General features: G+C 69.8%; 26 protein-coding genes and 1 tRNA gene. 8 read left to right on the top strand and 19 right to left on the bottom strand.

Annotated features, from left to right (window positions below):
* Positions 1-8: 8 nt before the first annotated feature.
* The 5 genes from C2868_RS02350 to C2868_RS02330 all read right to left on the bottom strand — a co-directional run bounded on the left by C2868_RS02350 (position 9) and on the right by C2868_RS02330 (position 3,513).
* Positions 9-1,091, bottom strand: a complete 1,083-nt coding sequence (locus C2868_RS02350) for a DUF3048 domain-containing protein (protein ID WP_103662867.1) — start codon at positions 1,089-1,091, stop codon at positions 9-11.
* A 69-nt stretch (positions 1,092-1,160) separates the two neighbouring features.
* Positions 1,161-1,367: a cold-shock protein gene (locus tag C2868_RS02345; protein WP_100811699.1), complete on the bottom strand. Its 207-nt coding sequence runs from the start codon at positions 1,365-1,367 to the stop codon at positions 1,161-1,163.
* A 207-nt stretch (positions 1,368-1,574) separates the two neighbouring features.
* Positions 1,575-2,141 (bottom strand): LytR C-terminal domain-containing protein, encoded by a 567-nt coding sequence (locus C2868_RS02340; protein ID WP_103663049.1) that lies wholly within the window; start codon positions 2,139-2,141, stop codon positions 1,575-1,577.
* 73 nt (positions 2,142-2,214) lie between these two features.
* A complete protein-coding gene (locus C2868_RS02335; RefSeq protein ID WP_103662866.1) occupies positions 2,215-2,484 on the bottom strand; it encodes a DUF3263 domain-containing protein in 270 nt (89 codons plus the stop codon).
* Positions 2,485-2,511: 27 nt separating this feature from the next.
* On the bottom strand, positions 2,512-3,513 hold the full coding sequence (locus C2868_RS02330; protein ID WP_103662865.1) for a DUF2332 domain-containing protein: 1,002 nt from the start codon (positions 3,511-3,513) through the stop codon (positions 2,512-2,514).
* 86 nt (positions 3,514-3,599) lie between these two features.
* Here C2868_RS02330 and msrB point away from each other — a divergent pair, with 86 nt between their 5' ends.
* Complete coding sequence (msrB, locus tag C2868_RS02325; RefSeq protein ID WP_103662864.1) at positions 3,600-4,001, top strand: peptide-methionine (R)-S-oxide reductase MsrB; 402 nt, start codon at positions 3,600-3,602, stop codon at positions 3,999-4,001.
* Complete coding sequence (locus tag C2868_RS02320; protein ID WP_103662863.1) at positions 3,998-4,537, top strand: nitroreductase family protein; 540 nt, start codon at positions 3,998-4,000, stop codon at positions 4,535-4,537. Before msrB ends, C2868_RS02320 begins: the two co-directional genes overlap by 4 nt.
* On the opposite strand, the gene C2868_RS02315 is transcribed toward C2868_RS02320, so the two are convergent.
* From C2868_RS02315 to C2868_RS02305, 3 genes are all read right to left on the bottom strand, one after another.
* Positions 4,534-5,466, bottom strand: coding sequence for a DMT family transporter (locus C2868_RS02315; RefSeq protein WP_103662862.1), 933 nt, complete (start codon positions 5,464-5,466; stop codon positions 4,534-4,536). The genes C2868_RS02320 and C2868_RS02315 overlap by 4 nt on opposite strands.
* An 18-nt stretch (positions 5,467-5,484) precedes the next feature.
* Positions 5,485-5,557 (bottom strand) — tRNA-Thr (locus C2868_RS02310).
* A 67-nt stretch (positions 5,558-5,624) separates the two neighbouring features.
* Complete coding sequence (locus tag C2868_RS02305; protein WP_103662861.1) at positions 5,625-6,599, bottom strand: thioredoxin domain-containing protein; 975 nt, start codon at positions 6,597-6,599, stop codon at positions 5,625-5,627.
* 234 nt (positions 6,600-6,833) lie between these two features.
* Between C2868_RS02305 and C2868_RS02300 the strand changes: the two genes are divergently transcribed.
* Together C2868_RS02300 and C2868_RS02295 are read left to right on the top strand one after the other, a co-directional pair.
* Positions 6,834-7,937: an ABC transporter ATP-binding protein gene (locus C2868_RS02300; protein ID WP_103662860.1), complete on the top strand. Its 1,104-nt coding sequence runs from the start codon at positions 6,834-6,836 to the stop codon at positions 7,935-7,937.
* Between the two features lie 116 nt (positions 7,938-8,053).
* The gene (locus C2868_RS02295) at positions 8,054-9,364 is read left to right on the top strand and encodes a DUF4032 domain-containing protein (RefSeq protein ID WP_103662859.1); all 1,311 of its coding nucleotides are present in this window, start codon (positions 8,054-8,056) and stop codon (positions 9,362-9,364) included.
* 40 nt (positions 9,365-9,404) lie between these two features.
* On the opposite strand, the gene C2868_RS02290 is transcribed toward C2868_RS02295, so the two are convergent.
* The 3 genes from C2868_RS02290 to cysS are packed head-to-tail and all read right to left on the bottom strand — an operon-like array spanning position 9,405 to position 12,466.
* Positions 9,405-10,046 carry an NAD(P)-dependent oxidoreductase gene (locus C2868_RS02290; protein WP_103662858.1) on the bottom strand — a complete coding sequence of 214 codons (642 nt, stop codon included), beginning with the start codon at positions 10,044-10,046 and terminating at the stop codon, positions 9,405-9,407.
* A gap of 34 nt (positions 10,047-10,080) precedes the next feature.
* Positions 10,081-11,073: a 23S rRNA (guanosine(2251)-2'-O)-methyltransferase RlmB gene (rlmB, locus tag C2868_RS02285; RefSeq protein WP_103662857.1), complete on the bottom strand. Its 993-nt coding sequence runs from the start codon at positions 11,071-11,073 to the stop codon at positions 10,081-10,083.
* Positions 11,066-12,466, bottom strand: a complete 1,401-nt coding sequence (gene cysS, locus C2868_RS02280; RefSeq protein WP_103662856.1) for a cysteine--tRNA ligase — start codon at positions 12,464-12,466, stop codon at positions 11,066-11,068. The genes rlmB and cysS overlap by 8 nt, the downstream gene beginning before the upstream one ends.
* 74 nt (positions 12,467-12,540) lie before the next feature.
* Between cysS and C2868_RS02275 the strand changes: the two genes are divergently transcribed.
* Entirely contained in the window at positions 12,541-13,476 is a 936-nt protein-coding gene (locus C2868_RS02275) for a DMT family transporter (RefSeq protein ID WP_103662855.1), read from the top strand.
* Positions 13,477-13,480: 4 nt separating this feature from the next.
* Here C2868_RS02275 and ispD read toward each other — a convergent pair whose 3' ends face one another.
* The gene (gene ispD, locus C2868_RS02270; protein WP_103662854.1) at positions 13,481-14,713 is read right to left on the bottom strand and encodes a 2-C-methyl-D-erythritol 4-phosphate cytidylyltransferase; all 1,233 of its coding nucleotides are present in this window, start codon (positions 14,711-14,713) and stop codon (positions 13,481-13,483) included.
* Positions 14,714-14,722: 9 nt separating this feature from the next.
* On the bottom strand, positions 14,723-15,205 hold the full coding sequence (locus C2868_RS02265) for a CarD family transcriptional regulator (RefSeq protein WP_100811727.1): 483 nt from the start codon (positions 15,203-15,205) through the stop codon (positions 14,723-14,725).
* Between the two features lie 137 nt (positions 15,206-15,342).
* On the opposite strand from C2868_RS02265, the gene C2868_RS02260 reads away from it, so the two are divergent.
* Positions 15,343-15,813 carry a DNA modification methylase gene (locus C2868_RS02260; RefSeq protein ID WP_103662853.1) on the top strand — a complete coding sequence of 157 codons (471 nt, stop codon included), beginning with the start codon at positions 15,343-15,345 and terminating at the stop codon, positions 15,811-15,813.
* A 37-nt stretch (positions 15,814-15,850) separates the two neighbouring features.
* Here C2868_RS02260 and C2868_RS02255 read toward each other — a convergent pair whose 3' ends face one another.
* Both C2868_RS02255 and C2868_RS02250 read right to left on the bottom strand, forming a co-directional pair.
* Entirely contained in the window at positions 15,851-16,537 is a 687-nt protein-coding gene (locus tag C2868_RS02255) for a response regulator transcription factor (protein ID WP_103662852.1), read from the bottom strand.
* Positions 16,534-17,805, bottom strand: coding sequence for a cell wall metabolism sensor histidine kinase WalK (locus C2868_RS02250; protein ID WP_103662851.1), 1,272 nt, complete (start codon positions 17,803-17,805; stop codon positions 16,534-16,536). The genes C2868_RS02255 and C2868_RS02250 overlap by 4 nt, the downstream gene beginning before the upstream one ends.
* Before the next feature lie 168 nt (positions 17,806-17,973).
* Here C2868_RS02250 and phoU point away from each other — a divergent pair, with 168 nt between their 5' ends.
* On the top strand, positions 17,974-18,639 hold the full coding sequence (gene phoU / locus C2868_RS02245) for a phosphate signaling complex protein PhoU (RefSeq protein ID WP_103662850.1): 666 nt from the start codon (positions 17,974-17,976) through the stop codon (positions 18,637-18,639).
* 65 nt (positions 18,640-18,704) lie between these two features.
* On the opposite strand, the gene C2868_RS02240 is transcribed toward phoU, so the two are convergent.
* Positions 18,705-19,454, bottom strand: a complete 750-nt coding sequence (locus C2868_RS02240; protein ID WP_103662849.1) for a phosphoglyceromutase — start codon at positions 19,452-19,454, stop codon at positions 18,705-18,707.
* A 50-nt stretch (positions 19,455-19,504) separates the two neighbouring features.
* Here C2868_RS02240 and C2868_RS02235 point away from each other — a divergent pair, with 50 nt between their 5' ends.
* Complete coding sequence (locus C2868_RS02235; RefSeq protein ID WP_103662848.1) at positions 19,505-20,344, top strand: class I SAM-dependent methyltransferase; 840 nt, start codon at positions 19,505-19,507, stop codon at positions 20,342-20,344.
* Between the two features lie 10 nt (positions 20,345-20,354).
* Here C2868_RS02235 and C2868_RS02230 read toward each other — a convergent pair whose 3' ends face one another.
* The 3 genes from C2868_RS02230 to C2868_RS02220 are packed head-to-tail and all read right to left on the bottom strand — an operon-like array spanning position 20,355 to position 23,241.
* Entirely contained in the window at positions 20,355-21,521 is a 1,167-nt protein-coding gene (locus C2868_RS02230; RefSeq protein ID WP_258034380.1) for an aromatic acid exporter family protein, read from the bottom strand.
* Positions 21,518-22,636 (bottom strand): folate-binding protein YgfZ, encoded by a 1,119-nt coding sequence (locus C2868_RS02225; RefSeq protein ID WP_103662847.1) that lies wholly within the window; start codon positions 22,634-22,636, stop codon positions 21,518-21,520. Before C2868_RS02225 ends, C2868_RS02230 begins: the two co-directional genes overlap by 4 nt.
* Complete coding sequence (locus tag C2868_RS02220; RefSeq protein WP_103662846.1) at positions 22,636-23,241, bottom strand: FABP family protein; 606 nt, start codon at positions 23,239-23,241, stop codon at positions 22,636-22,638. The genes C2868_RS02225 and C2868_RS02220 overlap by 1 nt, the downstream gene beginning before the upstream one ends.
* Positions 23,242-23,384: the final 143 nt, after the last annotated feature.

The raw sequence follows: 23,384 nt of genomic DNA, 5'->3' as shown, positions 1-23,384 counted from the left end.
GGTTCGGGTCAGACGACGGCGATGCTTCCGCCCCGCGCGTTGGGAACCAGTTCGACCCAGGTGTTCCCCGGGGCCAGATACACCGGGGTACCGTACTGATTGGTCAGCTGGATCGGGGCGTCCCGCGCACTCTTGGTCCACGTGACCTGCACGACCTTGCCACCCGTTGCGATCCACGCCGGGCCACTGCCGACCATCACGGTCTTCGGAATGTCCCCGTAGGTCCAGTCGATGCCGACCGAGAGAGCCACCACGTTCGTGGCGGCGAGCTGCCCGCCCGCCGAGTCCATGTCGGGCGCTCCGTTCTGCGACCGCAGGTAGCGACCGGAGCCCGCATCCCACCGCCACGTTCGGCCCTCTTTGGCCGAGAAGAACAGGTCGAGCCCCGCGGCGGGGTTGCCGTAGGCGGCGGCAGACGCGGTCTGCGGACGCTGCGAATAGGCGAACTGCTGCGCGGGCGGGGGGATGTCCGCGTACGCCGCGCGCAGCTCGGGCGCGCGGACGATGACGTTGTGCGGCGCGGCCTTCGAGCGGGTGCGATACATGAACTGGTCGTCTGCGAGGCCGTGGATGGCGTTGTGGACCGGCGTGTTCAGCATCATGTCGACGAAGCGCTGTTGCCCGCCCGAATAGGCGATCAGCCCGCCGAACGGCGAGACGATGTCGGGATCCATGGGACGGATGCTCCGCACCGGACCGATCTCGGCGGGCACGTCCGAGAACCAGACCGCGACGTAGCGGGTCAGGCCGCCCTCCACGAGCTCTTCGAACACGATGTCGGTGTGATCGAGGCCCACCTGCGGCCGGGCTCCGACGTGGTTGTCGATCTTCGCGGCGAGTGCCGGTCCCGCGATGGCCTCGGGTGAGACCTGCGTTCCGCGGAGGGGCTGGACGGCCATCGGCGGCGCCTCGGCGGTGACGGTCGGCGAGGGCTCGGACGACGCCGTTGTCCCCGGCGTCGCCGACGGGGACTCGGCACTCGTCGATTCGGCGGCGCACGCGCCCAGCACCAGCGCGGACACGAGCACACCGACGGTCGCAGAGAGTCGCACCGAACGCGGGAGCGCGCGGGCCCGCGCAGGCGTCGTCATGCGCGCCACACTAGGACGCGCGCGACGGCTCGCACCGCCGACACGACGAGCGAGAAGGAAGCCGACGCGTCAGGAAACGACGCGAACGGACTCGGCCTGGGGGCCCTTCTGGCCCGCCCCGACCGTGAACTCGACGAGTTGCCCCTCTTCGAGGACGCGGAATCCCGTCATGTCGATGTTCGAGTAGTGGACGAAGACGTCCTGACCACCGTCGACCACGGTGATGAAACCGAATCCCTTCTCGGCGTTGAACCATTTGACGGTGCCCTGGGTCATGCGTGAACTCCTGTGCTGCGTGGGTGAGACAGGGTCATGCTAGCCAGCGCGATCGGCTCAGAAGAGCCCCGAGCGCAACTATTGACACGGGGGCCGCCAACTCGTAACTCCGCCGAAACATGCGGGCGAATGGGCCGTCGAATGCGTCCCGGGCCGAGAGATCCGGCGCGGGACCGAAGCATCCGGCGCGATCCGGCGGACGACGGGTTATCCGGCGGGCGTCTCGGTGGCGGCGGGTTCGATCCGGTCGAGTCCGAGCACCACGGTCAGCTGCGTTGCGGGTGTGCCGGGAAGCGGATACTCGGGGTCGAGCGCGACCTCGGTGGCACCGATCAGACCGGCCAGACCACGGGCGGCCCCCTCGGCCTCGGGCGCCGCGTAGTAGACGGTCGTCAGGGGGAAGGCGCGGTCGCCGGCGTTGCCCGCCAGCACGTTCGCCTCGGGCCATCCGTTCGCCACGAGCTCGTCCTTCGCCAGGGTCGCCTGCCCCTCTTCGGGCGTGCCGTTCAGCACCAGGACGGTGTACGACGTGTCGACGACGGGCTCGGCCGTCGGGATGACCGAGATCGAGGGAGCGGGCGTCGGGAACAGCACGATCTTGCCCTGCCAGATCATGCTCGCGAAGATCCCCACCACGACCAGCACGACGGTTGCGGCGAGCGCCCACGCGAGCGTGGTCCAGCCCCGCACCCGGGGGTTCTCGGCCCGGTGGGCTCCGACGCGGCCGGGGGACGCAGAGATGTCGTCGAATCGATCGCGTAAGGACGTGGGCACCACAGAATGCTACCGGCGGTCGCGTGTGCGAACCCTCAACGCCGCGGCCGGGCGTCCTGTGCGGCCCCGAGAGCTACAGGCCCAGTGCACCCTCGCGCGCAGCCCGTTCGGCCTCGCGCTGGTCGCGCACGCGCCGCAGCCGCTTGACGAGCATCGGGTCGTAGGCGAGAGCCGCCTCGGTTTCGATCAGCCGGCCGAGCAGCTGGTAGTAGCGCGCGGGTGCGAGGTCGAGTTCGGCGCGGATCGCCTCTTCCTTCGCGCCCGCATGGCGCCGCCACTCGCCCTCGAAGTCGAGCATCGCGCGCTCGTCCGCGGTGAGGGCATCGCTCGGGGACTCGGGCATGCCCCCAGGGTAGGTCGCGCGAGCGCGTCAGCCCGCGCGCCACTCCAGCCACGCGCCAAGCGGATCGGCCGCGGCGAGCACGCGACCGTTCAGGCCGAGAACGAACCCCGGCCATCCGTTCGGGTCCACCGGTGTCGTCCAACGATCGTGCAGGGCAGGAGGGTCGAGTGAGATCCAGTCGACCCCGCGCCCATCCCTACCGCGCAGGGCTGCCAGCGTTTCGAACAGGCGCTCGCGACCGGTCCGGGGCACGTGCGGGAGCAGGCCGGGGGTGGTCACGACGATCGTCGTGCCGGACGGAGCGGAATCGACCAGCTGTGCGAGCGCCGCGGGATCGGTCGCGTCACCGGCAGCTATGCGCAGGTCCTCGCCCGAAGCGATCTCGAGCGCCGCCTCGATGCGCTCGGCGCGTCCCGTCTCGCCCGGCCACACGAGCGCGGTCGCGAACCGACGGTCGGCCGGATCGGACGAATCGAGCGGGCGCAGATCGAGCCCCGCCCGCCAGACGATCTCGGGCATCCGCAGGTGGGGTACGCGAACGCCGCGCAGGTCGCACGAGAGCACGACCGAGGAGGTCCCGTCCGCCGGATCGAGCCGCACGTCCGCGGCGCCGCCGTATCGGTACGAATAGCGGTCGGGCACGAGACACAGGCCCGCGGACGCCCCGAGCTCGATCAGCGCGATCGGTCCCTCGATCGCGGCCAGCGCGGGCAGCAGCACGGCCGACCGCTGCGGTTCGTTGGTCTGCAGCGAGCGGACGGATGCGTCGGCCACGAGCTCGTCCCCGTGCCGCACGAGCCACGCGGCGAACTCCGGGTAGCCACCGGTCTCGGGAGCGCCGCGCAGGCGCGCGAGCGCGAAGACGAGCGGGGGTTGCCGCCGGTCTGGCGGGAGCCGTCCGATCACGTCGCACGCCGAGGCATCCGTCGCCACACCGCTCGCCCACTCGGCGTAGAGGGCGGAGCGACCGGGGGCCTCGACGAGCGCGAACCGCTCGTAGCGCTCAGCTACCTCGTCGCGGGCGGTCATGGTCCCATTCAAGCGTGTTCATTCGAGCGCGATGCGCCGCGTCGTCCGCGCGCAGGGTTGAATGGAGGGGACGACAGGAGAGTGCGATGGACTACACCGTCACCAAGAGCGACGCGCAGTGGCGCGAAGAACTCGACGCGGATCGGTTCGCGGTGCTGCGGCAGGCCGCGACCGAGACCCCGTTCACGGGCGAACTGCTCGACGAGGAGCGGTCCGGCCTGTACACGTGCGGAGCGTGCGGCGCCGAGCTGTTCGAGAGCGGCACCAAGTTCGATTCCGGATGCGGATGGCCGAGCTTCTACGAGTCCGTCCGTCCCGACGCGGTCGAACTGATCGAGGACGACTCCCTCGGCATGATGCGCACCGAGGTGCGGTGCGCGTCGTGCGGCTCGCACCTGGGTCACGTCTTCCCCGACGGCTACGGAACGCCGACCGGCGACCGGTACTGCATGAACTCGCTCGCGCTGTCGTTCGAGCCCGAGAAGTGAGCGCGCTCGACGCCGTCCGCGCCCGGCGTTCGTGGTCGAAGGTCACCGACGAGGCCCCGACGCACGAAGAGCTGCTCGAGCTGGTCTCCGCCGCGGGTCGGGTCGCCGACCACTCGGGGCTGCGCCCCTGGCGTCTGATCGAACTGCGCGGAGACGACCGCGACACCCTCGGCCGCGCGATCAACAAGGCCGAGGGCGAGAAGGGTGTTTCCAGCAAGCCCCGCCGCGCCCCCCTGCTGATCGCCGTGGTCGCGAGCTACCGCAAGAGCGACAAGGTGCCGCGGTGGGAGCAGGAGGCCGTGGCATCCGGTGTCGCCCACGTGCTCAGTCTGCTGCTGGACGAGGCCGGCTACGGCGTGCTGTGGCGCACCGGCCACTACACGCGGTCGAAGGCCGTGGCGAAGGCACACGGTCTGAAGAAGAACGAAGAGCTCCTGGGTTGGCTGTACGTCGGCAAGAAGCCGGAGCGCACGCGCGGCGGCTTCCGTCGCGGCGTGGACGCTTCGCGCTTCGTCTCGCGGATGCCCCGCCGCTAGCGCCGCCGCGGCATCACGACGACGAGCACCCCGACGAGCGCGACCGCCACAGCGATGAGCGCGCGAGTCACGTCGAGTTCGGCATCCGTCGGCCACACGGCGTCGAGCACGACCGATGTCGCGAGCAGCCCGACGACCGAACCGAGCCCCAGCAAGAGCACGCCCGTATATCTCACGAGTCCCGCCGATACGAAGATGTAGACGACCCCCGTGGCACCCCCGAGGTACAGCCACGGGTTCGTGGGGAGGGAAGCGGGCGGGCCGACGACCGCGATGTGAACCGCGGCCGCAACACCGAGGATGACGGTGCCGCCGAGGAAGTTCACGAAGGTCGCGGCGAACGCCGAGTCGACCCGCTGACGCAGGCGCCCGTTCGTCGCCTGCTGCCAGGAGATGCCGGCCCCCGCCAGGAACGGAAGGCTGAGCATCCACCAGGGCACCGACGCCAGGCTTCCCCCCGCGAGTCCGACCCCGACGGCGACGAGCGCGAGGGCTCCGCCACCGACGCGACGCATCGTGACGGGAACGACTCCCGCGGGGCCGTAACCGACGCGGTCGAGCACCAGACCGCCGACCGTCTGTCCCGCGACGACCCCCACCGTGAAGAGCGAGACCCCGAGCAACCCCACGGTGAGGCCCTGGGTCGCGGTCGTGAGCGCGCCGGCGAGGCCACCAAGCAGCATCCAGGGCGGGATATTTCGTCCCCGCACACCGACAAACAGGCGTCCCATCGCGGTCCGGCCCGCGGATGTCAGGGGCGCAACAACGATCAGGATCAGCAGCCCTGATCCGAACGACACGAACGCGGCCAGGATGCCATTGCCGGACTCACTGCCGAGGCCACCGTTCATGCGCGCCTGCACCGCGGTCAGGGCGCCGACCGACACGGCGCCGAGCGCCGCGAGAAGGACCGGGGGGCGACGACGCATGGCCACTCCCCCCTCTAGAGCCGACTACGGGACTTGAACCCGTAACCCCCTAATTACAAGTTAGGTGCGCTACCAATTGCGCCAAGTCGGCAGGTCCACCAGTCTATCGACGACGCCGCCGCACTGTGAGCGCGATCCGGGGCGACGGATGCTCGGCGTCAGGGCGCCGGCGACGGCGTCGTGGTCGGGGCCATCGTCGCCGTCGGAGTCGGCGTCGAGAAATAGGCCTCGCTCGCGAGGGTCAGCACGAACTGCGCGAACTCTTTCGCGTCGGTCAGGTCGCCGTTGTATGGCGTGCCGTTGACGTAGACCTTCGGGCCGGTCAGTGCGGCGTCGGTGCCCTCGACGGGTTCGGCCAGCGCGCGTGCCGTGGCCTTCTGAACCCACGGCACGAAACTGGCGTCCTCGATGCATCGGGTGACGCGCTTGGGGTTCTCGACCCCCACGGCCTGCGCCAGCACGGCCAGGTCGGCGTCGCTCAACCCGTCGGTGTCGATCTCGGGGCGCTGCTCGAGCAGCTTGTGGTTGAACGCGAAGAACGAGTCTGGCGCGTAAGTGGCGACACACGCTGCGGCGCCCGCCGAACGGAGCGAGTACTTCGTTCCGTTCGACTTGCCCGTCAGGAGCGCCACCGGGTGGTACGAGATCGTTGCCGCGCTCTCCGAGACCCATTCCGAGAGCTGCTGGGCGTTCGCGAGCTGGAAGTCCGAGGACGCCTGCGACAGATAGTCGACGTAGACCTCGATCTTCAGGGGCTGCTGAGTGGAGGAGGGTTCGGGGGTCGCGCCCTCGACCGGGGCGCCGGAGGCCGCAGCGTCGCTGGCCGCGGGCGGGTTCTCGGCACTGCTGCTGCCGCCCGAGAAGGATGCCAGCACGCTGGCCGGAATCGAATCGACCGTGATCCCGTCGTCCTGCACGTCGGGAGAGAGCTGCGGTTGCGACGCGGACTCGCCCAGCGTCCAGGCCACCGCGACGCCGGCGCCGACCACGACCGCGGCCACGACGACGCTGCCGACGACGATGCGTGCGACCCGCCCGCGGCGCTGGCGCGCCTGCACGGCGGCCGCCTTCTCGCGCACCGCCTCGCGGCGGTCGCGACGTGCGGGGACGTTGGGCGTCTCATCGCTCGACATGGAACCTCTGAATCACTCGGCCGGGAGCATCGGGCGCTTCCGGGTAGGACACGCGCGGGTAGAGCGACATCCGTATCCGATGCTAGCCAGCCAGGCTGGGAAACACCCAGACGGGCGCGCGTTTGCTGTGTCATACTTTCCGCGGGCCCGATGAAGCGCCCGCGGCGGCTCACCCCCGCCGCTTCCATTCACTACGGATCGTCCGGCACGTACCTGCCGGTGAAGGAGAAAACAATGTCGTCTGTCACGTTCGACAACGCCACCCGCCTGTACCCCGGCGGTGAGCGACCCGCCGTCGACAAGCTGAGCCTGGATGTCGCCGATGGCGAGTTCCTCGTTCTCGTCGGCCCCTCGGGCTGCGGTAAGTCCACGTCGCTGCGTATGCTCGCGGGCCTCGAAGAGGTCAACTCGGGCCGCATCCTGATCGGTGACCGCGACGTCACCGATGTCCCTCCGAAGGATCGCGACATCGCGATGGTCTTCCAGAACTACGCCCTCTACCCGCACATGACGGTGGCCGAGAACATGGGCTTCGCCCTAAAGATCGCCGGCGTCGGCAAGGAAGAGCGCGCCGCGCGCGTGCTCGAGGCCGCGAAGCTGCTCGACCTCGAGCAGTACCTGACCCGCAAGCCCAAGGCCCTCTCGGGTGGTCAGCGCCAGCGCGTCGCGATGGGTCGTGCCATCGTCCGTCAGCCCCAGGTGTTCCTCATGGACGAGCCGCTGTCGAACCTCGACGCCAAGCTCCGCGTCCAGACCCGCACCCAGATCGCGTCGCTCCAGCGCCGCCTCGGCGTCACCACGGTCTACGTCACGCACGACCAGACCGAGGCCCTCACGATGGGCGACCGCATCGCCGTGCTCAAGGACGGCATCCTGCAGCAGGTCGGCACGCCGCGCGACCTGTACGAGACGCCCAAGAACGTCTTCGTCGCCGGATTCATCGGATCGCCCGCCATGAACCTGTTCACGGTTCCCCTCGTCGAGGGCGGCGTGCAGTTCGGCACCTCGGTCGTCGGAATCGAGGCCGACACCCTCAGCCGCGCCCACGGCAGCGAGGTCACGATCGGTGTCCGGCCCGAAGACGTCGTGCTCGGCCCGGCAGACGGCCCGGGCCTGTCCGTCACGGTCGACCTGGTCGAAGAACTCGGCGCCGACGGTTACCTCTACGGCCACGCGGACGTGCTGGGCAAGCGCACCGACCTGGTGGCCCGCGTCGACGGCCGTAACCACCCGAACGCCGGCGAGACGGTCACGCTCGCGCCGATCCCCGGACATATGCACGTGTTCGACGTCGTCACGGGCGACCGCCTGAGCGACAAGCCGGTCGTTTCGGCGTAGTACCCTCGGGCGGCGCGGGACCTCTTCGGGGGCCCGCGCCGCCCGCATTTTCGGGCTCGGAGCTCCGAGCCCACCCCCGATGGAACATCTACAGGAAACCGAGCCGAGGAGTCACCGTGAGCGATGCCCTGAGCATCACCGCGAGTGAGGTCGATCCCGGGCTGCTCACGCTTCCCTGGTCCCTGCCACTCGCGGATTGGCCGAGCAGCGCGATCGTCTCGCTCCCGAAGGGCCTCTCGCGTCACCTCGTACGGTTCGCCAACCTGTCGGGCCGTGTCGTCGCCGTGAAGGAGACGACGGCCGAGATGGCCCGCCGCGAGTACGAGATGCTCGGCAATCTGCACCGCCTCGACGTGCCCTGCGTCGACCGCGTCGCCGTGATCGCGGGACGTACGGATGCCTCGGGCGAGCCGCTCCCGGCCGCCCTGGTCACCGCGCACCTGAAGTTCTCCCTGCCCTACCGCGCCCTGTTCACCCAGGTACTGCGCCCCGACACCGCGACGCGCCTCGTCGACGCCCTCGCGGTGCTGCTGGTGCGGCTGCACAACGTGGGGTTCTTCTGGGGCGACGTCTCCCTCTCCAACACCCTCTTCCGCCGGGACGCCGGCGCCTTCGCCGCCTACCTCGTCGACGCCGAGACGGGCGAGCTGCACGAGGGTGGGCTGACGCTCGGCCAGCGCGAGCACGACCTCGATGTCGCCCGCACGAACATCGCGGGCGAGATCATGGACCTCGAGGCGGGCGGACGACTCGAGGGCGGCGTCGACGCGGTCGAGATCGCCGACGGTATCCTCTCGTCGTATCACTCGCTCTGGGCCGCTCTGACCGACCAGGAGAGTTTCTCAGCATCGGAGTCGTGGCGCCTCACCGAACGGGTGCAGCGTCTGAACGCGCTCGGCTTTGACATCGGCGAGATGTCGATTCAGGCGGCTCCCGACGGCACCCGCGTCTCGATCCAACCCAAAGTCGTCGACGCCGGGCATCACCAGCGACGCCTCATCCGCCTGACCGGTCTCGACGTCGAGGAGAACCAGGCGCGGCGACTGCTGAACGACCTCGACGAGTTCCGCGCCCGCGTTTCGCGCCTCGGCGCCGACGAGGAGATGGTCGCGCACGAGTGGCTGACCCGGGTCTTCGAGCCCGTCGTCAAGGCGATTCCCTACGACCTGCGCGCCAAGCTCGAACCTGCCGAAGTCTTCCACCAGGTGCTGGAGCACAGGTGGTACATGTCCCAGGAACGCGGATCCGCCGTGCCGCTCGCCGAGGCCCTCACCTCGTACATCAACGACGTCCTGCGTCACCGCCGCGACGAGGCGACGATCATGGGGCCTCCCACCGAGACGCTGGCGCTCCCGATCATCGACGACGACGCCGAGATCGAGCCGGATGCGGAAGCCGACGCGATCGATTGGCGCGACCTGGTCTGATGAGGGCCGTGCCTGATCAAGATGTGCGCCGATCGGCCGATCAGTAGCCGACGGTGAACCGCTCGCGGGAGTGCTTCGGCGACTCGACCTCGTCGATCACGGCGACCGCGAGGTCTGCGCCCGAGATGAACGACTCGCCGGCCTCATCGGTCACGACGACGTCGCCACCATCGCGGTAGGTGCCCGTTCGCTCGCCCGGGTTCCATGCCCCGAAGCCGCCCGCCGGATGCACGTAGAACCAATCGACCGAGGGGTCTCCGGCCTGCAGATCTTCGAGAATGCCGATCGCCTCGAGGGCCTCCGGCTTGTACTCCTCGGTGAAACTCGGCAGGTCGATCACGCGCGGCCCGCCGGGCGTGGCCAGGCTGCCGCCCGCGCCACCGATCACGCCGATGCGCGTGCCCGGCTGCAGCGTCGCGACGAGCTCGGCTACGGCCGGACGCAGCAACCCCAACATCGCGCCACGCGCGGGAACCGTCACGATGACGACCTCGGCGCCCTGGATCTCGGCCACGAGACCCGGCACGTCGAGCAGCGTTCCCTCGATGTACGTCACCCCGGCGACGCGCTCCGCGGGTGCCGTGCGCGCGACCGACAGCACGGTATGCCCCCGGTTCACCGCCTCGTTGACGATGTGGCTACCGGCGTAGCCGGTTCCTCCGATGACGGCGATGCGAGACATCCGGGGTCCTTCCGAGTGCGGGTGAGCGGGTGAGTCAGTCGCCGACGGATGACCGCAGCGTCGACACCTGGTACAGCGCGACGGATGCGGCGATGCCGGCGTTGAGCGATTCGGTGCTGGCAGAGATGGGGATGGACACGATCTGGTCGCACGTCTCGGCCACCAGCCGCGAGAGCCCCTTGCCCTCGCTGCCGACGACGATGACGATGGGTCGGTCGGCGAGTTCGAGGGCGGGCAACGAGACATCCCCGCCGCCGTCCAGCCCGAGCACGAAGACGCCCTGACGTTTGAAGTCCTTCAGCGTCGAGGTCAGGTTCGGCGCGACCACGACGGGCGTGCGCGCCGCCGCTCCCGCGCTCGTCTTCCACGCGGCGCTGTTGACGCTCGCCGAACGACGCTGCGGGAGGATGATGCCGTGCCCGCCGAAAGCCGCGGTCGAGCGGATGATCGCGCCCAGATTGCGAGGGTCGGTGATGCCGTCCAGTGCGACGAACAGGGGCAGCTTGCCCGCGTCGATGACCTTCTCGAGCAGGTCCTGCGGGTGCCCGTACTCGTACGGGGGTACCTTCAGCGCGACGCCCTGGTGCACGCCGTCGAAACCGGCCATGCGGTCGAGCTCGGGGCGGGTGACCTCGAGGACCGGAATCTCGCGGTTGGTCGCGAGCGACAGCATCTCTTTGACGCGGTCATCCATCTCGACGCGCTGGGCGATGTAAAAGGCGGTCGCGGGGATCTTGGCCCGCAGCGCCTCGAGCACCGAGTTGCGGCCGGTCACGACCTCGGTCTCTTCGTCCTTCTTCGCACGCGGCGCTCGCCCCGTGTTCGGGTTCGAGCTCGGCCGTCCCTTGCCGCCGGCCGCAGCGAAGCGCTCGGCCGCGGCCTTGCGCTTGCCGGCCGGGTGCCACGCGCGATCCTCGGCCTTGGGTGTCGGCCCACGACCCTCGAGCGAGCGCTTGTTCTTTCCGCCCGTGCCCTTCGTCGGGCCCTTTTTGCCCCTGCTCGCGCCGGGCCGTCCTGGCTTAGCCATCGATGCTCCAATGCGTGCCGTCTGAGGTGTCTTCGAGAGTTATGCCGGCCGCCGCGACGGCGTCGCGGATCCGGTCTGCCGCGGGCCAGTCCTTGCCAGCGCGCGCACGCGCGCGCTGATCGATCAGGCTCGTGACCAGAGTATGCAATGCGCGGGCCTCCGCGCCGTCCGAATGGCCCCGCCACCGCTCGGATGTCGGGTCGATTCCGAGAATCCCCGCCATGGTGTGGACGTGGATGGCGGCGGTCGTCGCCGCATCCAGGTCGGACGCGTCCAGGGCGGCGTTGCCCGCGCGCACGGTCTCGTGCAGCACGGCGAGCGCCTCGGGAACGCCCAGGTCATCGTCCATCGCGGCGGTGAACGCATCCGGAAGATCGGTGGCGAGCCACCCGTACTCTCCGCCCTTGGCGCGCGCCAGCCGCACGAGGAACGTGCGGATTCGCTCGAGCGCCGACGCCGCCTCGGCGAACGACGATTCGGTGATGTCCAGGCTCGACCGGTAGTGCGCCGACACCAGGGCATAGCGGACGACGAGCGGATCGTAGGCGCGCAGGATGTCGTCGGCGAGCACGAAGTTGCCGAGCGATTTCGACATCTTCTGACCGTCGACGGTGACGAGGCCGTTGTGCACCCAGTACCGGGCGAACGCGTCACCCGCGGCCGCCGACTGCGCGAGCTCGTTCTCGTGATGTGGGAAACGCAGATCGAGGCCGCCGCCGTGGATGTCGAACTCGGGCCCGAGATAGCGGCGTGACATCGCAGAGCACTCGATGTGCCAACCCGGACGACCCGCACCCCAGGGCGAATCCCAGACCGCACTCACGGGCTCGTCCGCCTTCGCGCCCTTCCAGAGCGCGAAGTCGTGCGGATCGCGCTTGCCCCGTGGATCCGCGTCGGTCGCGGGCTCCATCGCGTCGAGCGACTGGCGCGTGAGCGAGCCGTACTCCGGCCACGAGCGGACGTCGAAGTAGACGTCGCCCTCGGCGGCGTACGCGTGTCCCTCGGCGATCAGCCGCGCGATCAGTTCCTGCATCTGCGGGATCGACGCCGTCGCGCGCGGTTCGTACGTCGGCGGACGGATGCCGATCGCGGCATACGCGTCGTTGAAGGCACGCTCCATGCGATAGGCGAGCGCCCACCAGGATTCGTCGGGCGTCGCGTTGGCGAGCACCTTGTCGTCGATGTCGGTGACGTTGCGCACGTAGGTCACCGCCCCCACGCGATGCTCGAGCCACCCGCGCAGCAGGTCGAACGCGAGCGCGCCGCGCAGGTGCCCGAGGTGCGGACCCGACTGCACGGTGGGGCCGCACACGTACATCGACACGCGTCCGGGCTCGCCGGGCACGAAGTCGCGCAGGCGCTGGGCCTTCGTGTCGTAGAGCCGGAGAGTCACCCACTAACCCTACCGGCGGCGGTTCGGCGGCACAGCGTCGCCGCCGGTCGTCGCGCTTCCGGTAGAACTGGAGGGTGCTCCCCGTCCTCGCCGTGCTCGCCGCGGCCGTCCTGTTCGGCACGACCGGCACGTCGCAGGCGCTCGGCCCCGAGAACACCACCCCCCTCTCGGTCGGAGCGGTGCGCCTCGTCCTCGGCGGCACGGGCCTCGCGGTGATCGCCTTCGTGCTCGCCCGCCGCGCCCACCGCCGCGGTACCGTCGCGCCGCGTCCCCGTCTCTCGGCGGGACCGCTTGCTCTCATGGCGCTGACCGGCCTGTGCCTCGCGCTCTACCAGCCGCTGTTCTTCCTCGGCACCGCCCGCAACGGCGTCGCGGTGGGGACGGTCATCGCGCTCGGCTCGGCGCCGATCCTGGCCGGTGTGCTCGAGTGGTCCCTGACTCGCCGCCGTCCGAGCGGCGCCTGGCTGCTCGCCACCGCACTCTCCACCGTCGGAGTCGCCCTTTTGGGTCTGGGAGGCGGGACGGATGCCGCGGGAACCGGCGGCACCGATCCGCTCGGGTTCCTCGGCTCGGTCGGCGCGGGCGCGACCTTCGCCGTCATCGCCAACGCCCAGCGGCGTCTGCTGGACGACGGGTGGGACCCCTTCACGGTCGTGGGCGCGATGGGCGCGGGCTCCGCGGTGCTCTCCGCCTGCGTGCTGCCCTTCGTCGACCTCTCGTGGTTCGGGGAACCCGCGGGCATCGTGATGGCCGTGTGGCTCGGCATCGGGACGATCTCCGTCGCCTACGTGATGTTCACGTGGGGACTAAACGGGCTGACCGCGGCGACCGCGGCGACGCTGACCCTCGGTGAGCCGCTCACCGCGAGCATCCTGGGCGTCACGGTGCTCGGCGAGCAGTTGAGCGTTCTCGCCGTCGCGGGGCTCATCGTGCTCGCGGTCGGCCTCGCAACCCTCGCGTGGGGCTCTCGCGCGCCCCGGGACCCGAAGCCCTTCGCCGTGGAGGCGTGACGGCTCAGGCGGGTACGACCAGCGCGACGGCGAAGGCGGCGACGCCCTCGCCCCGTCCGGTGAAACCCAACCCGTCCGTCGTCGTCGCGGCGACCGACACCGGAGCCCCGAGGATTTCGGAGAGCGTGGCCTCTGCCTCCGCGCGCCGTGCCGAGAAGCGCGGACGATTCGCCTGCACCTGCACCGAGACGTTTCCGACCGCCCAGCCGGCGTTGCCCAGCAGCTCGCGGGTTCGCGCGAGGAAAGCGTCGGCGTGGGCCCCCGCGAACTCGGGGCGGTCGACCCCGAAGTGCATGCCGATGTCGCCGAGTCCGGCGGCGGACAGCAGCGCATCGACGATCGCGTGCGCCACCGCGTCCCCATCCGAATGTCCCGCGAGTCCGGTTTCGCCGGGCCAGTGCAGGCCCGCGAGCCACAGATCCCCCGCGTCCGCGAAAGCGTGCACGTCTGTTCCCACACCGACGCGGGGACCCCGTCCGGCCGGATCGAACCGGGCGCGGGCGCGGGCGAGGGGCGCCACCAATCCGCGCGCACGATCCATGTCCGCGGGGGTGGTGATCTTGAAGGCGAGCGGGTCGCCCGGGACGATGACGATCGGATGTCCCGCCGCGGCCACGAGCGCCGTGTCGTCGGTGTACTCCTGATCGGCGGTCGCATAGGACGCGTCGAGCATCGCGCGGGGGAACCCCTGCGGGGTCTGAGCGGCCGCGAGATCGGCGCGATCGACGGCCTCGAGCACGACGTCGCCGCCGTCACGGGCACCGACGCGCTTGATCGTGTCGATGACCGGCAGGGTCGGAACGACACCGGAGCCGGTCCGGTCGACGGCCTCGACGACCCGCTCGAACACGACGGGCGGGGTGAGCGCGCGCGCAGCGTCGTGGACGAGCACGATCTCGACATCGGCCCACAGCGCCGCGAGACCCGCGGCAACGGAACGCTGTCGGGTCTCGCCGCCCGTGACGACCGAGACCAGCTCGCGGCGACGCCCGCTCTCGAGCGGGGGCGCTTCTTCGGATGCCGCCAGTGCCTCAGTGAGCGCATCCCCTTCACGCCCGGCGGGAGCGACGATGACCACCTGCGCGGGTCCCGCCGCGAGCACACCCCGGAGGGCGTGCCGCAGCATCGAATGTTCGTCGATGCCGACGAAGGCCTTGGGCGCGTTCGCACCGAGGCGCGTGCCCGAACCGCCGGCAACGACGATGATGCCGATGCGCGGCGTTGGCGTGATACTCACGCCGGGAGCCTAGCTTGCGAGGACCTCGTCGAGCACGACACCCGCGCGCTCTTCGTCGGTCTTCTCGGCCAGCGCCAGCTCAGAGATCAGAATCTGGCGAGCCTTGGCCAGCATCCGCTTCTCACCCGCGGACAGGCCGCGGTCCTGGTCGCGGCGCCAGAGGTCGCGAACGACCTCGCTCACCTTGATGACATCGCCGGAAGCGAGCTTCTCGAGGTTAGCCTTGTACCGGCGGGACCAGTTGGTCGGCTCTTCTGTGAACGGTGCACGGAGCACCTCGAAGACCCGGTCGAGACCCTCTTTGCCGATGACATCACGAACGCCGACGAGATCGACATTGTCTGCCGGGACCTCGATGACGAGATCACCTTGAGTGACGTTGAGCTTCAGGTATCTCTTGGTCTCGCCCTTGATGACCCGGTCTTTGACTTCGATGATCGTCGCGGCCCCGTGGTGGGGGTAAACGACCGTTTCGCCAACCTCAAAAAGCATGCAGTTATGTCCTTTCGGCAACCTACAGAATACCACAGGGGCCATACGCTAAGGTTCGCCGTGCACGCGCCGCAGCGACGACCGAGCGCACCCCCCTAGAATGAGACGGCAACGTCTGCGATCTCCCTGGAGGACCCGTGAAATCCCGTCGGCTCGCGTCTCTGGCCCTGGTGGCCGCCGTTCTGGTGGGAACTTCCGGCTGCGCCCTGATCTCACCGCAGGCGACGCTCATCCCCTACGCTCCGGCCGACGGCGTCAGCGCCCACACCGGCGATGTCGCCGTCCGCAACGCCCTGATCGTCTCCGACGACGGGATCGACGGGAACTTCCTCGCCGCTTTCGTCAACGAGGGCACCACCCCGATCACGGTCCGCATCTCGTACGGCGAGGGCGCCGACAAGACCGAGATCACGCTCCGCGTTCCGGTGAACCCGCCGATCAGCCTCGGCATGGACGGCGAGAACGACCCGCTGCCCTTCCCCGACATCGACACCATCCCGGGCGCCACGATGCCCGTGTACTTCCAGGCCGGAGACGCCGAGGGCGCACTCGTCGAGGTCCCGATCCTCACGGGCCAGACGAGCTACCTCGAGCCGTTCGTCCCCTGAGCGGTGTCGGCGCTCGGTTCACCGAGCGCCGCGACGGCTACTCCGCCTCGAAGCGGTAGCCGAGACCCCGCACGGTGACGAGCATGGTGGGCTCGCTGGGCGTCTGCTCGATGCGTGAGCGGATGCGTTTGATGTGCACGTCGAGCGTCTTCGTGTCGCCGAAGTAGTCACTCCCCCAGACGCGGTCGATGAGCTGACCACGCGTCAGCACACGCCCGGAGTTGCGCATCAGCACCTCGAGGAGCTCGAATTCTTTCAGCGGCATGCTGATCTCGGACCCGTCCACGGCGACGCTGTGCCGGTCGATGTCGAGCGTCACGCGGCCGCCCGTCAGGATGTGGTCCTCGAGGTCCACATCGGGCTCGGTCGTGCGGCGCAGGACCGCGCGCATGCGCGCGAGGAGCTCGCGCGCGGAGTACGGCTTGGTGACGTAGTCGTCCGCCCCGAGTTCGAGACCGACGACGATGTCCACTTCGGAATCCTTCGCCGTGACCATGACGATCGGCACGGCAGAGGTCTGCCGGATGCGTCGACATACTTCGGTCCCCGACATCCCGGGCAGCATCAGGTCGAGCAGGACGATGTCGCACCCGCGCTCCTCGAAAGCGGCAACGGCTGAAGGACCGTCTTCGGCGATCTCGACCTCATAGCCTTCGCGGCGCAGCAAATAGGCCAGGGGCTCGGCCAGATCGGGTTCGTCTTCGACGAGGAGGACCCGGGTCATATCTTCTTCTCTCCCTGAGGGGCACGTTCGGCGCCGACGGCGCCTCGGCGTTTCTTGGCGGGTTCGTTCGCCTTGCGGCGGTCCGCGGGGTCAGCCGCTCTACGGCGTTTGCGGGGTTTCTCGACTTCTTCGGGGATGGCTCGCGGAAGGCGGATCGTGAACGTCGAGCCGCGTCCGGGCTGCGACCACACACGCACTTCGCCGCCGTGTCGCTGCACGGCGTGCTTCACGATCGCCAGGCCGAGGCCGGTGCCCCCGGTGCGACGCGAACGAGCCCCATCGGCGCGGTAGAAGCGCTCGAAGATGCGCTGCTGGTCGGCCTCGACGATGCCGATGCCCTGGTCGGTGACGGCGATCTCGACGACCTTGTCCTCGACACGCACGCCGACGCCGACGCGTCCCGCCTTCGGCGAATAGGCGATGGCGTTCGCCACGAGGTTGCTGACGGCCTCGATCAACATGGTCGGGTCGCCCCGGACGATGGCACCGCGATCTCCTCCGCGCAGCAGTTCGACGCCGACGGAATCGGCCTGGACCGCGTTGGACTCGACGGATGCCGCGACGACCTCATCGATCGAAACGTCGCGCGGCTCCGGCAACTCGTCCGCCGCCTGCAGGCGTGAGAGATCCATGATGCGCCCCGTGAGGCGGGACAGGCGAGCGGCCTCGGCCTGCAGCCGCGCTGCGAATGCGCGCACCTGCGGCGGGTCGTCGGCGGCGGATTCGATCGCCTCGGCGAGCAGGCTCACCGCTCCGACGGGTGTCTTGAGCTCGTGACTGGTATTCGCGACGAAGTCGTAGCGCATCTGTTCGAGACGCTCCTGCTCCGTGACGTCATCGACGACGAGGAGGACATGGGTGCCATCGATCGCGGCGGCGCGGGCCGACACGAGGCGGCCCTCGGTCGCGAGGAGCGCGGTCCCGCCCGCCGCCCGGCGCATGCGAAAGCGCGCGCTCTCGGCGCCGCCCGAGGTGCGCGTCGCGCGGACGAGCGCGCGCAGGTCCTCGACGCTGATGACCTCGCCCGCCGACATGCCGAACCCGGGGGCCGCGGGGGAAGCCGCGACGACCGTGAGAGAGGCATCGACGACGGACGCCGCGCCGTCCATGGCGTCGAGCACCTGAAGGATGCCGGAGGGAACGCTCGCGCTCGCTTCGGCCTGGGCCCGCTGTGCCGTCCGCAGCGCGACGAAGACGAGAGTGGATACGCCGAGGCCAATCACCGCTCCCGCAAACAATGCGAGGAGCGCGATCTGCACCGGGTCCATGAGTCCCAGCGTAGGGTCACGCGTCGAGAACGGCTGACCGGGGCCGCGAGAGGGCGGCGCCCACCCGGGTACTATTCACCGGAGCGGCACCGTCCGTTAACCTTCGACGGAGATGATCGCGGAGGTCGCGGGCGCCGTGTCCGACCGACCGGGAAAGGGATCAGCACCGTGCGCGAAGTCTTCCATCAGTCCCTCGAGGACGTCCAGGGGCGCCTCGTCGAGATCTCCGAGCTCGTCGCGATCGCGATCGAGAAGGCCACCCAGGCGTTCGGCTCGAGCGACGTCTCGCTCGCCGAAGAGGTCATCGACGCCGACAGCATCATCGACGACAAGGCTGTGGCGCTCGACGAACTCGCGATCGAGATCCTCGCCCGCCAGCAGCCGGTCGCTCGCGACCTGCGCATCGTGGTCAGTGCGCTGCGGATGTCCGCCTCGCTCGAGCGCATGGGTGACATCGCCGAGCACATCGCGCAGCTCACGCGCTACCGCTTCCCCGAGCGCGCGATCCCCAAGGGACTCAAGAGCACCTTCACGAGCATGGGCCAGGTCGACGTACAGATGGCGCAGAAGCTCACCGAGCTGCTGCGCACGCAGGACGTCAGCATCGCCGAAGAGCTCCGTAACCTCGACGACCAGCTCGACGACCTGCACGTCTCGGTCTTCGAGAAGGTGCTCGGCGAGAACTGGCAGGGCGAGGCGATGGCGACGGTCGACGCGACCCTGGCGAGCCGCTACCACGAGCGCTTCGGCGACCACGCCGAGTCCGTGGCGAAGAAGGTCGTCTACCTCGCGACGGGCGACTGGTCGGACGCTACGGGCGTCACCGTCGCCTAGTCTCGACACGGAAAAGGGACCGGATGCCTCGGCATCCGGTCCCTTTTCCGTGCTGAACGCGGTCGTTACTTCTTGCCCTGCGCGGCGACGGCGGCGGCCCCCGCGGCAGCCGCCTCGGGGTCGAGGTACTCCCCCGGGCCGAGGGGACGGAGGTCCTCGCCCAGGCGGTAGACGAGCGGGATGCCGGTCGGGATGTTGAGCTCTGAGATGTCGTCGTCGCTGATGCCCTCGAGGTGCTTCACGAGTCCGCGGAGCGAGTTGCCGTGGGCCGTGACGAGAACGGTCTTCCCGGCGCGGAGGTCGGGGACGATGCCGCTCTCCCAGTACGGGAGCATGCGGTCGATCACGAGCTTGAGCGACTCGGTGCGCGGGATCTCGCCGTCGATTCCGACGTAGCGCGGGTCGGAGGCCTGGCTGAACTCGTCGTCGTCGGCGATCTCGGGCGGTGGCACGTCGAACGAACGGCGCCACAGCATGAACTGCTCGGGGCCGAACTCGGCGAGGGTCTGCGCCTTGTCCTTGCCCTGCAGCGCACCGTAGTGGCGCTCGTTCAGACGCCAGGAGCGGGTCACGGGGATCCACAGGCGGTCGGCCGCGTCCAGCGCGATGTTGGCGGTCTGGATGGCACGGCTGAGCACCGAGGTGTGCAGAACGTCGGGCAGCAGGCCCGCCTCGGCGAGCATCTCGCCGCCGCGCTGGGCCTCGGCCTTGCCGAGATCTGTCAGGCGCACGTCGACCCAACCGGTGAAGAGGTTCAGCTCGTTCCACTCACTCTGGCCGTGGCGGAGCAGGATCAACGTATAAGGCTCGGTCATGCGCCCATGATATCGAGGCGAGGTGACGCTCATCCCGCCATCATGGAGGGATGAGCACCCCGCGCCCGCCTGCACGTCGTCCCGTGGGCCAGGCGACGCGCGGCACGACGGGCACGAACCGGTTGCGACGCAACGACAGGTACCTCGCCGGACTGCCGGCACTTCGCCGCACCGACGATCCGCTGGTCGTGGACCTGGGTTTCGGGGCGAGCGCCGTCACCGCTCTCGAGCTCTGGACGCGCCTCGCGCGTGTGCGGCCAGATGTCGAGGTGATCGGCGTCGAGATCGACCCCGACCGCGTCGCGCGGGCGCGTGAGCAGCTCTCCGCGGTCCGCGCCGGTAAGGCATCCTTCGCGCCCGAGGCGCGGGTGGCGTTCGAGGTCGGGGGATTCGAGGTGCCGCTGCCCGGAGGACGCCGCCCGGTCCTGGTTCGCGCGATGAACGTGCTACGCCAGTACGACGAGGGGCAGGTCACGGATGCCTGGGCCCTGACATCCGCTCGACTGCAGACCTCGGGAACCCTCGTCGAGGGCACGTGCGACGAGATCGGTCGTATCTGCTCGTGGATCGATGTCGCCGAGTCGGGCGAGCCCCTGCGGTTGACGATTTCGCTGCGGTTGGCGGACCTCGAACTCCCCTCGATCGTCGCAGAGCGTCTGCCCAAAGCGCTGATTCACCGCAATGTCCCCGGCGAGCGCGTGCACGCCGTGCTGTCCGCTCTCGACACGGCGTGGACTCGCGCCGCACCCCTGGGAGTCTTCAGTCCGCAGCAGCGCTGGATCGCCGCGGTCGAGGCGCTGCGCGCCTCGGGCGTCCCCGTGCTGGGAGGCCGATCGCGGTGGCGACTGGGGGAACTCAGCCTGCCCTGGGCGGCCGTCGCTCCCGACTGACCGAAGAACGTCAGATGCGCGGGATCGCTTCGCGTGCACGATCGGGAGGCATGCCCGCACCGATCAGCAGGTCGACCACGAAGGGGCGCAACGCGGCGATGAGGTTCTGATCGCCGAGGCCCGCACCCGGAACGACCTGCCGCGGGTCGAGGTGGTGGGCGATGCCGAGCAGCGCCTCCTGCGCGATGGGCTCGAGCGAGATGTCGGCGAGCGACTGTTCGACGAGGGAAGCGCCGCGCCCGAGCGACAGCACCAGGTCCGCGGCGACGGGACGCGGCACGCGGTCGTCGACGAGGTAGACGGTGCGCCGCGCGACGACACGCAGGTTGCGCGTCGCGAGGTCCATGGCGGCGAGCACGCGCTCGGCGCGCGCCAGCTCGGCCCGGCTCGCCCACAGCCAGGGCGAGATGCGCGCGATGGCGACCGAAGAGTCGAGGGTTTCGCGCCAGGCTCGCACGAGAGGATCGAGCGCGCGTGCCTTTTCGAGCCCCCTCTCGGCGCGGGCACGGTCTCCGGTGCGCAGCGCGATCGCCAGGCTCACGACGGCGCCATCGAACGCTCGGAACAGCGTGGCGACATCCCGCCGCGCCTCGCCCCGCGGACTGCGCGGGATCAGCGCGGTCGCCAGCAGGGCCGCCACTCCCCCGATCACCCCGTCGATCATGCGCGAGAACGGCACACTCGTCGAGGCGGGGATGATCAGCACGATGAGCGACTGGATCGCCGCCGCGATCGCGAAGCTCGCCTGCGGGGAGAGGAATCGCGCCACGATCAGAGTCACCGCCAGGGCGAGGCCGACCTGCCACCACCCGCGTCCCGCAACGAGGAGCAGGATCTCGGCGATCAGGATGCCGACGATCATCCCGATGACGGTCTCGAACACGCGCCGCGGACGGGCATCGCGCACCAGCCCGAGACTCGCGACCGTCACGGTCCCTGCGAGCAGCGGCGTCTGATGCTTCACGACGAAGTATGCGAACGCGTATGCGGCCGTCGCCGCGACGACGATCTGGACGATCGGCAGGGCCGAGTTGCGCACACGACGCACACCCGGTCGCGGATCGAAGCGATCGCGCAGCCGCACGGGAATCGCGGTCGTGATCGGCGGCAGCGACGCCGGGCCAGAACCGGCTTCCGGCTCGCCGGAACCGGCAGAACGGCCCGCGCCGTCGCTCACGCGCGTGCGCGCGCCGAGAGCCGCGGCAGACGGGGAACGGACGCCTCGGCACCGGCGCCCGGCGGCACGATGACCTCTTGCGCGGCCACCACCGTCTCGTCCCCCGCGGCGATCGTCAGCGTCGCATCGACCGGCAGGGTGCGCTTGACCACGGCGAGCGCGATCGGTCCCAGCTCGTGGTGCAGTGCTGACGACGTGACGCGTCCCACCTCGTGACCGTCGAACGACACGAGCGCCCCGGGCTCGGGCAGAAGCGCGTCGCTGCCGTCCAGGTGCAGGAAGACCAGTCGACGCGGGGGATGGCCGAGATTGTGGACCTTCGCGACCGTCTCCTGCCCGCGATAGCACCCCTTGTCGAGGTGCACGGCCGAGCGCAGCCAGTCGAGTTCGTGGGGCAGTGTCCGCTCGTCGACCTCGTTCGCCCGCCGGGGACGCCACGCGGCGATCCGGAGCGCCTCGGCAGAGATCAGGCCGGCGGCTTCGACATCGTCGGTGTCCGCGATCGCGCGTGCCAATTCGGCGGCGGCATCGGTCGTCACGATCGCCACGCGCCAGTCCCAGCCCCCACCGGGGTGCGGCTCGGCGGCGTATTGGTGCCCACCGATCGCGACGTGCGACCACGGGTCGGCCCAGACCAGCGACGCGCCCGCGGGTGCGTGCGCCCGTGGCACGGCAAACGCCTCGGCGGCACCCCCACCGACGAAGCCGATCGCGGTGAGATCCGCCTCGAGCGTCACGACGACCTGGGCGCGGAAAACCATGCGCTTCAGCCACGTGACGAGTGCGTCGGCGCTGGTCGCGTCCACGATGAGCCACCCCGTCACGCCGTCGTCCAGAACGGATGCCGCGTGCTCGACGTGTCCGTGCGGGTCCAGCACGAGAAGCTCGGTCGCTCGGCCCGGCTCGAGCCGCGCCAGGGACTGCGACGTGATCGAGTCGAGCCAGGTCAATCGGTCGGCACCCGTGACCGACACGACGACGCGGTCGCCGAGATGCACGAGCGCACGCCCTTCAGCGAGCAGGCGCTGCTCGCGCAGGAAGGTTCCGAAGTGCAGCGGCGCGCCGCTCAGGTCATCCGTGACGGCACCCGGGAGTCCGGCGAAGGGAGAGGCCATCACTCCGCCTTGGCCAGGCGAGCGGAGGCGTGGCTGCCGAGCTCGGTTCCGAGTGCCGCGATGTCCCACGCCCACAGCAGGTGGCCATCGACGAGACCGTACAGCCGCGTCGCAGCCGCGTACTCCTTGGCTCCGGGTGGGCGCACGACGGCATCCGTCGCGAGATCGATGCGCGGACCCGTGACGTGGCCGAGGTAGAGCTCCGATATCCCATCGGAATGGACGATCACGGCCTCGATCTCGAATCCGCCCTCGGCGACGCGCAGTGCTTCGACGTCGTCAACGGTTCGCGGAGGCGCCGGCGAGAGAGCGGGAAGCAGACCCGGACCCGCGTCCGCGTCACCGAGCGGACGTGCGAGGCGCCAGTATCCCGTCTCGGCGACCAGCTGCACGCCCGGACCATCGTCGCCGGAAGACATCCACGCGGTTGCCGAATAGTTCAGGTAGTCGCCACCGTCGTGGCTGAAACTCACGCGATGGGCGAACTCTCCGGCATAGCGGTGTCCCGCCGCGTCGTAGTCGATCACGCCGGTGCCCTCCCAGACGCCGACGAGCCACGAGAGCGGCACCAGGTCGGCGGGTAGGTCTGTCGGCAGATCGATCACGATCGGCCGATCAGCGCTGGCCGCGATAGAGGTTGACGATCACCACACCCGAAACGAACGCGATCGCAACGGATGCCAGGGCGAGGAGTCCCACGAAGAAGATCTCGAGAGCGAGGAGGTCCATGCTGACACTCTAGCCCGCC

Origin of the sequence: Microbacterium sp. CJ77, from assembly GCF_002911615.1 — a bacterium.
Classification (GTDB): domain Bacteria; phylum Actinomycetota; class Actinomycetes; order Actinomycetales; family Microbacteriaceae; genus Microbacterium.
This window is presented reverse-complemented; position numbering and strand designations above follow the sequence as displayed.

Coding starts and splice junctions, on each gene's coding strand:
- C2868_RS02350 (WP_103662867.1), bottom strand. CDS start 1,091: ATGACGACGCCTGCGCGGGCCCGCGCGCTCCCGCGTTCGGTGCGACTC.
- C2868_RS02345 (WP_100811699.1), bottom strand. CDS start 1,367: ATGACCCAGGGCACCGTCAAATGGTTCAACGCCGAGAAGGGATTCGGT.
- C2868_RS02335 (WP_103662866.1), bottom strand. CDS start 2,484: ATGCCCGAGTCCCCGAGCGATGCCCTCACCGCGGACGAGCGCGCGATG.
- C2868_RS02330 (WP_103662865.1), bottom strand. CDS start 3,513: ATGACCGCCCGCGACGAGGTAGCTGAGCGCTACGAGCGGTTCGCGCTC.
- msrB (WP_103662864.1), top strand. CDS start 3,600: ATGGACTACACCGTCACCAAGAGCGACGCGCAGTGGCGCGAAGAACTC.
- C2868_RS02315 (WP_103662862.1), bottom strand. CDS start 5,466: ATGCGTCGTCGCCCCCCGGTCCTTCTCGCGGCGCTCGGCGCCGTGTCG.
- C2868_RS02305 (WP_103662861.1), bottom strand. CDS start 6,599: ATGTCGAGCGATGAGACGCCCAACGTCCCCGCACGTCGCGACCGCCGC.
- C2868_RS02300 (WP_103662860.1), top strand. CDS start 6,834: ATGTCGTCTGTCACGTTCGACAACGCCACCCGCCTGTACCCCGGCGGT.
- C2868_RS02290 (WP_103662858.1), bottom strand. CDS start 10,046: ATGTCTCGCATCGCCGTCATCGGAGGAACCGGCTACGCCGGTAGCCAC.
- rlmB (WP_103662857.1), bottom strand. CDS start 11,073: ATGGCTAAGCCAGGACGGCCCGGCGCGAGCAGGGGCAAAAAGGGCCCG.
- C2868_RS02265 (WP_100811727.1), bottom strand. CDS start 15,205: ATGCTTTTTGAGGTTGGCGAAACGGTCGTTTACCCCCACCACGGGGCC.
- C2868_RS02255 (WP_103662852.1), bottom strand. CDS start 16,537: ATGACCCGGGTCCTCCTCGTCGAAGACGAACCCGATCTGGCCGAGCCC.
- C2868_RS02250 (WP_103662851.1), bottom strand. CDS start 17,805: ATGGACCCGGTGCAGATCGCGCTCCTCGCATTGTTTGCGGGAGCGGTG.
- C2868_RS02240 (WP_103662849.1), bottom strand. CDS start 19,454: ATGACCGAGCCTTATACGTTGATCCTGCTCCGCCACGGCCAGAGTGAG.
- C2868_RS02235 (WP_103662848.1), top strand. CDS start 19,505: ATGAGCACCCCGCGCCCGCCTGCACGTCGTCCCGTGGGCCAGGCGACG.
- C2868_RS02225 (WP_103662847.1), bottom strand. CDS start 22,636: ATGGCCTCTCCCTTCGCCGGACTCCCGGGTGCCGTCACGGATGACCTG.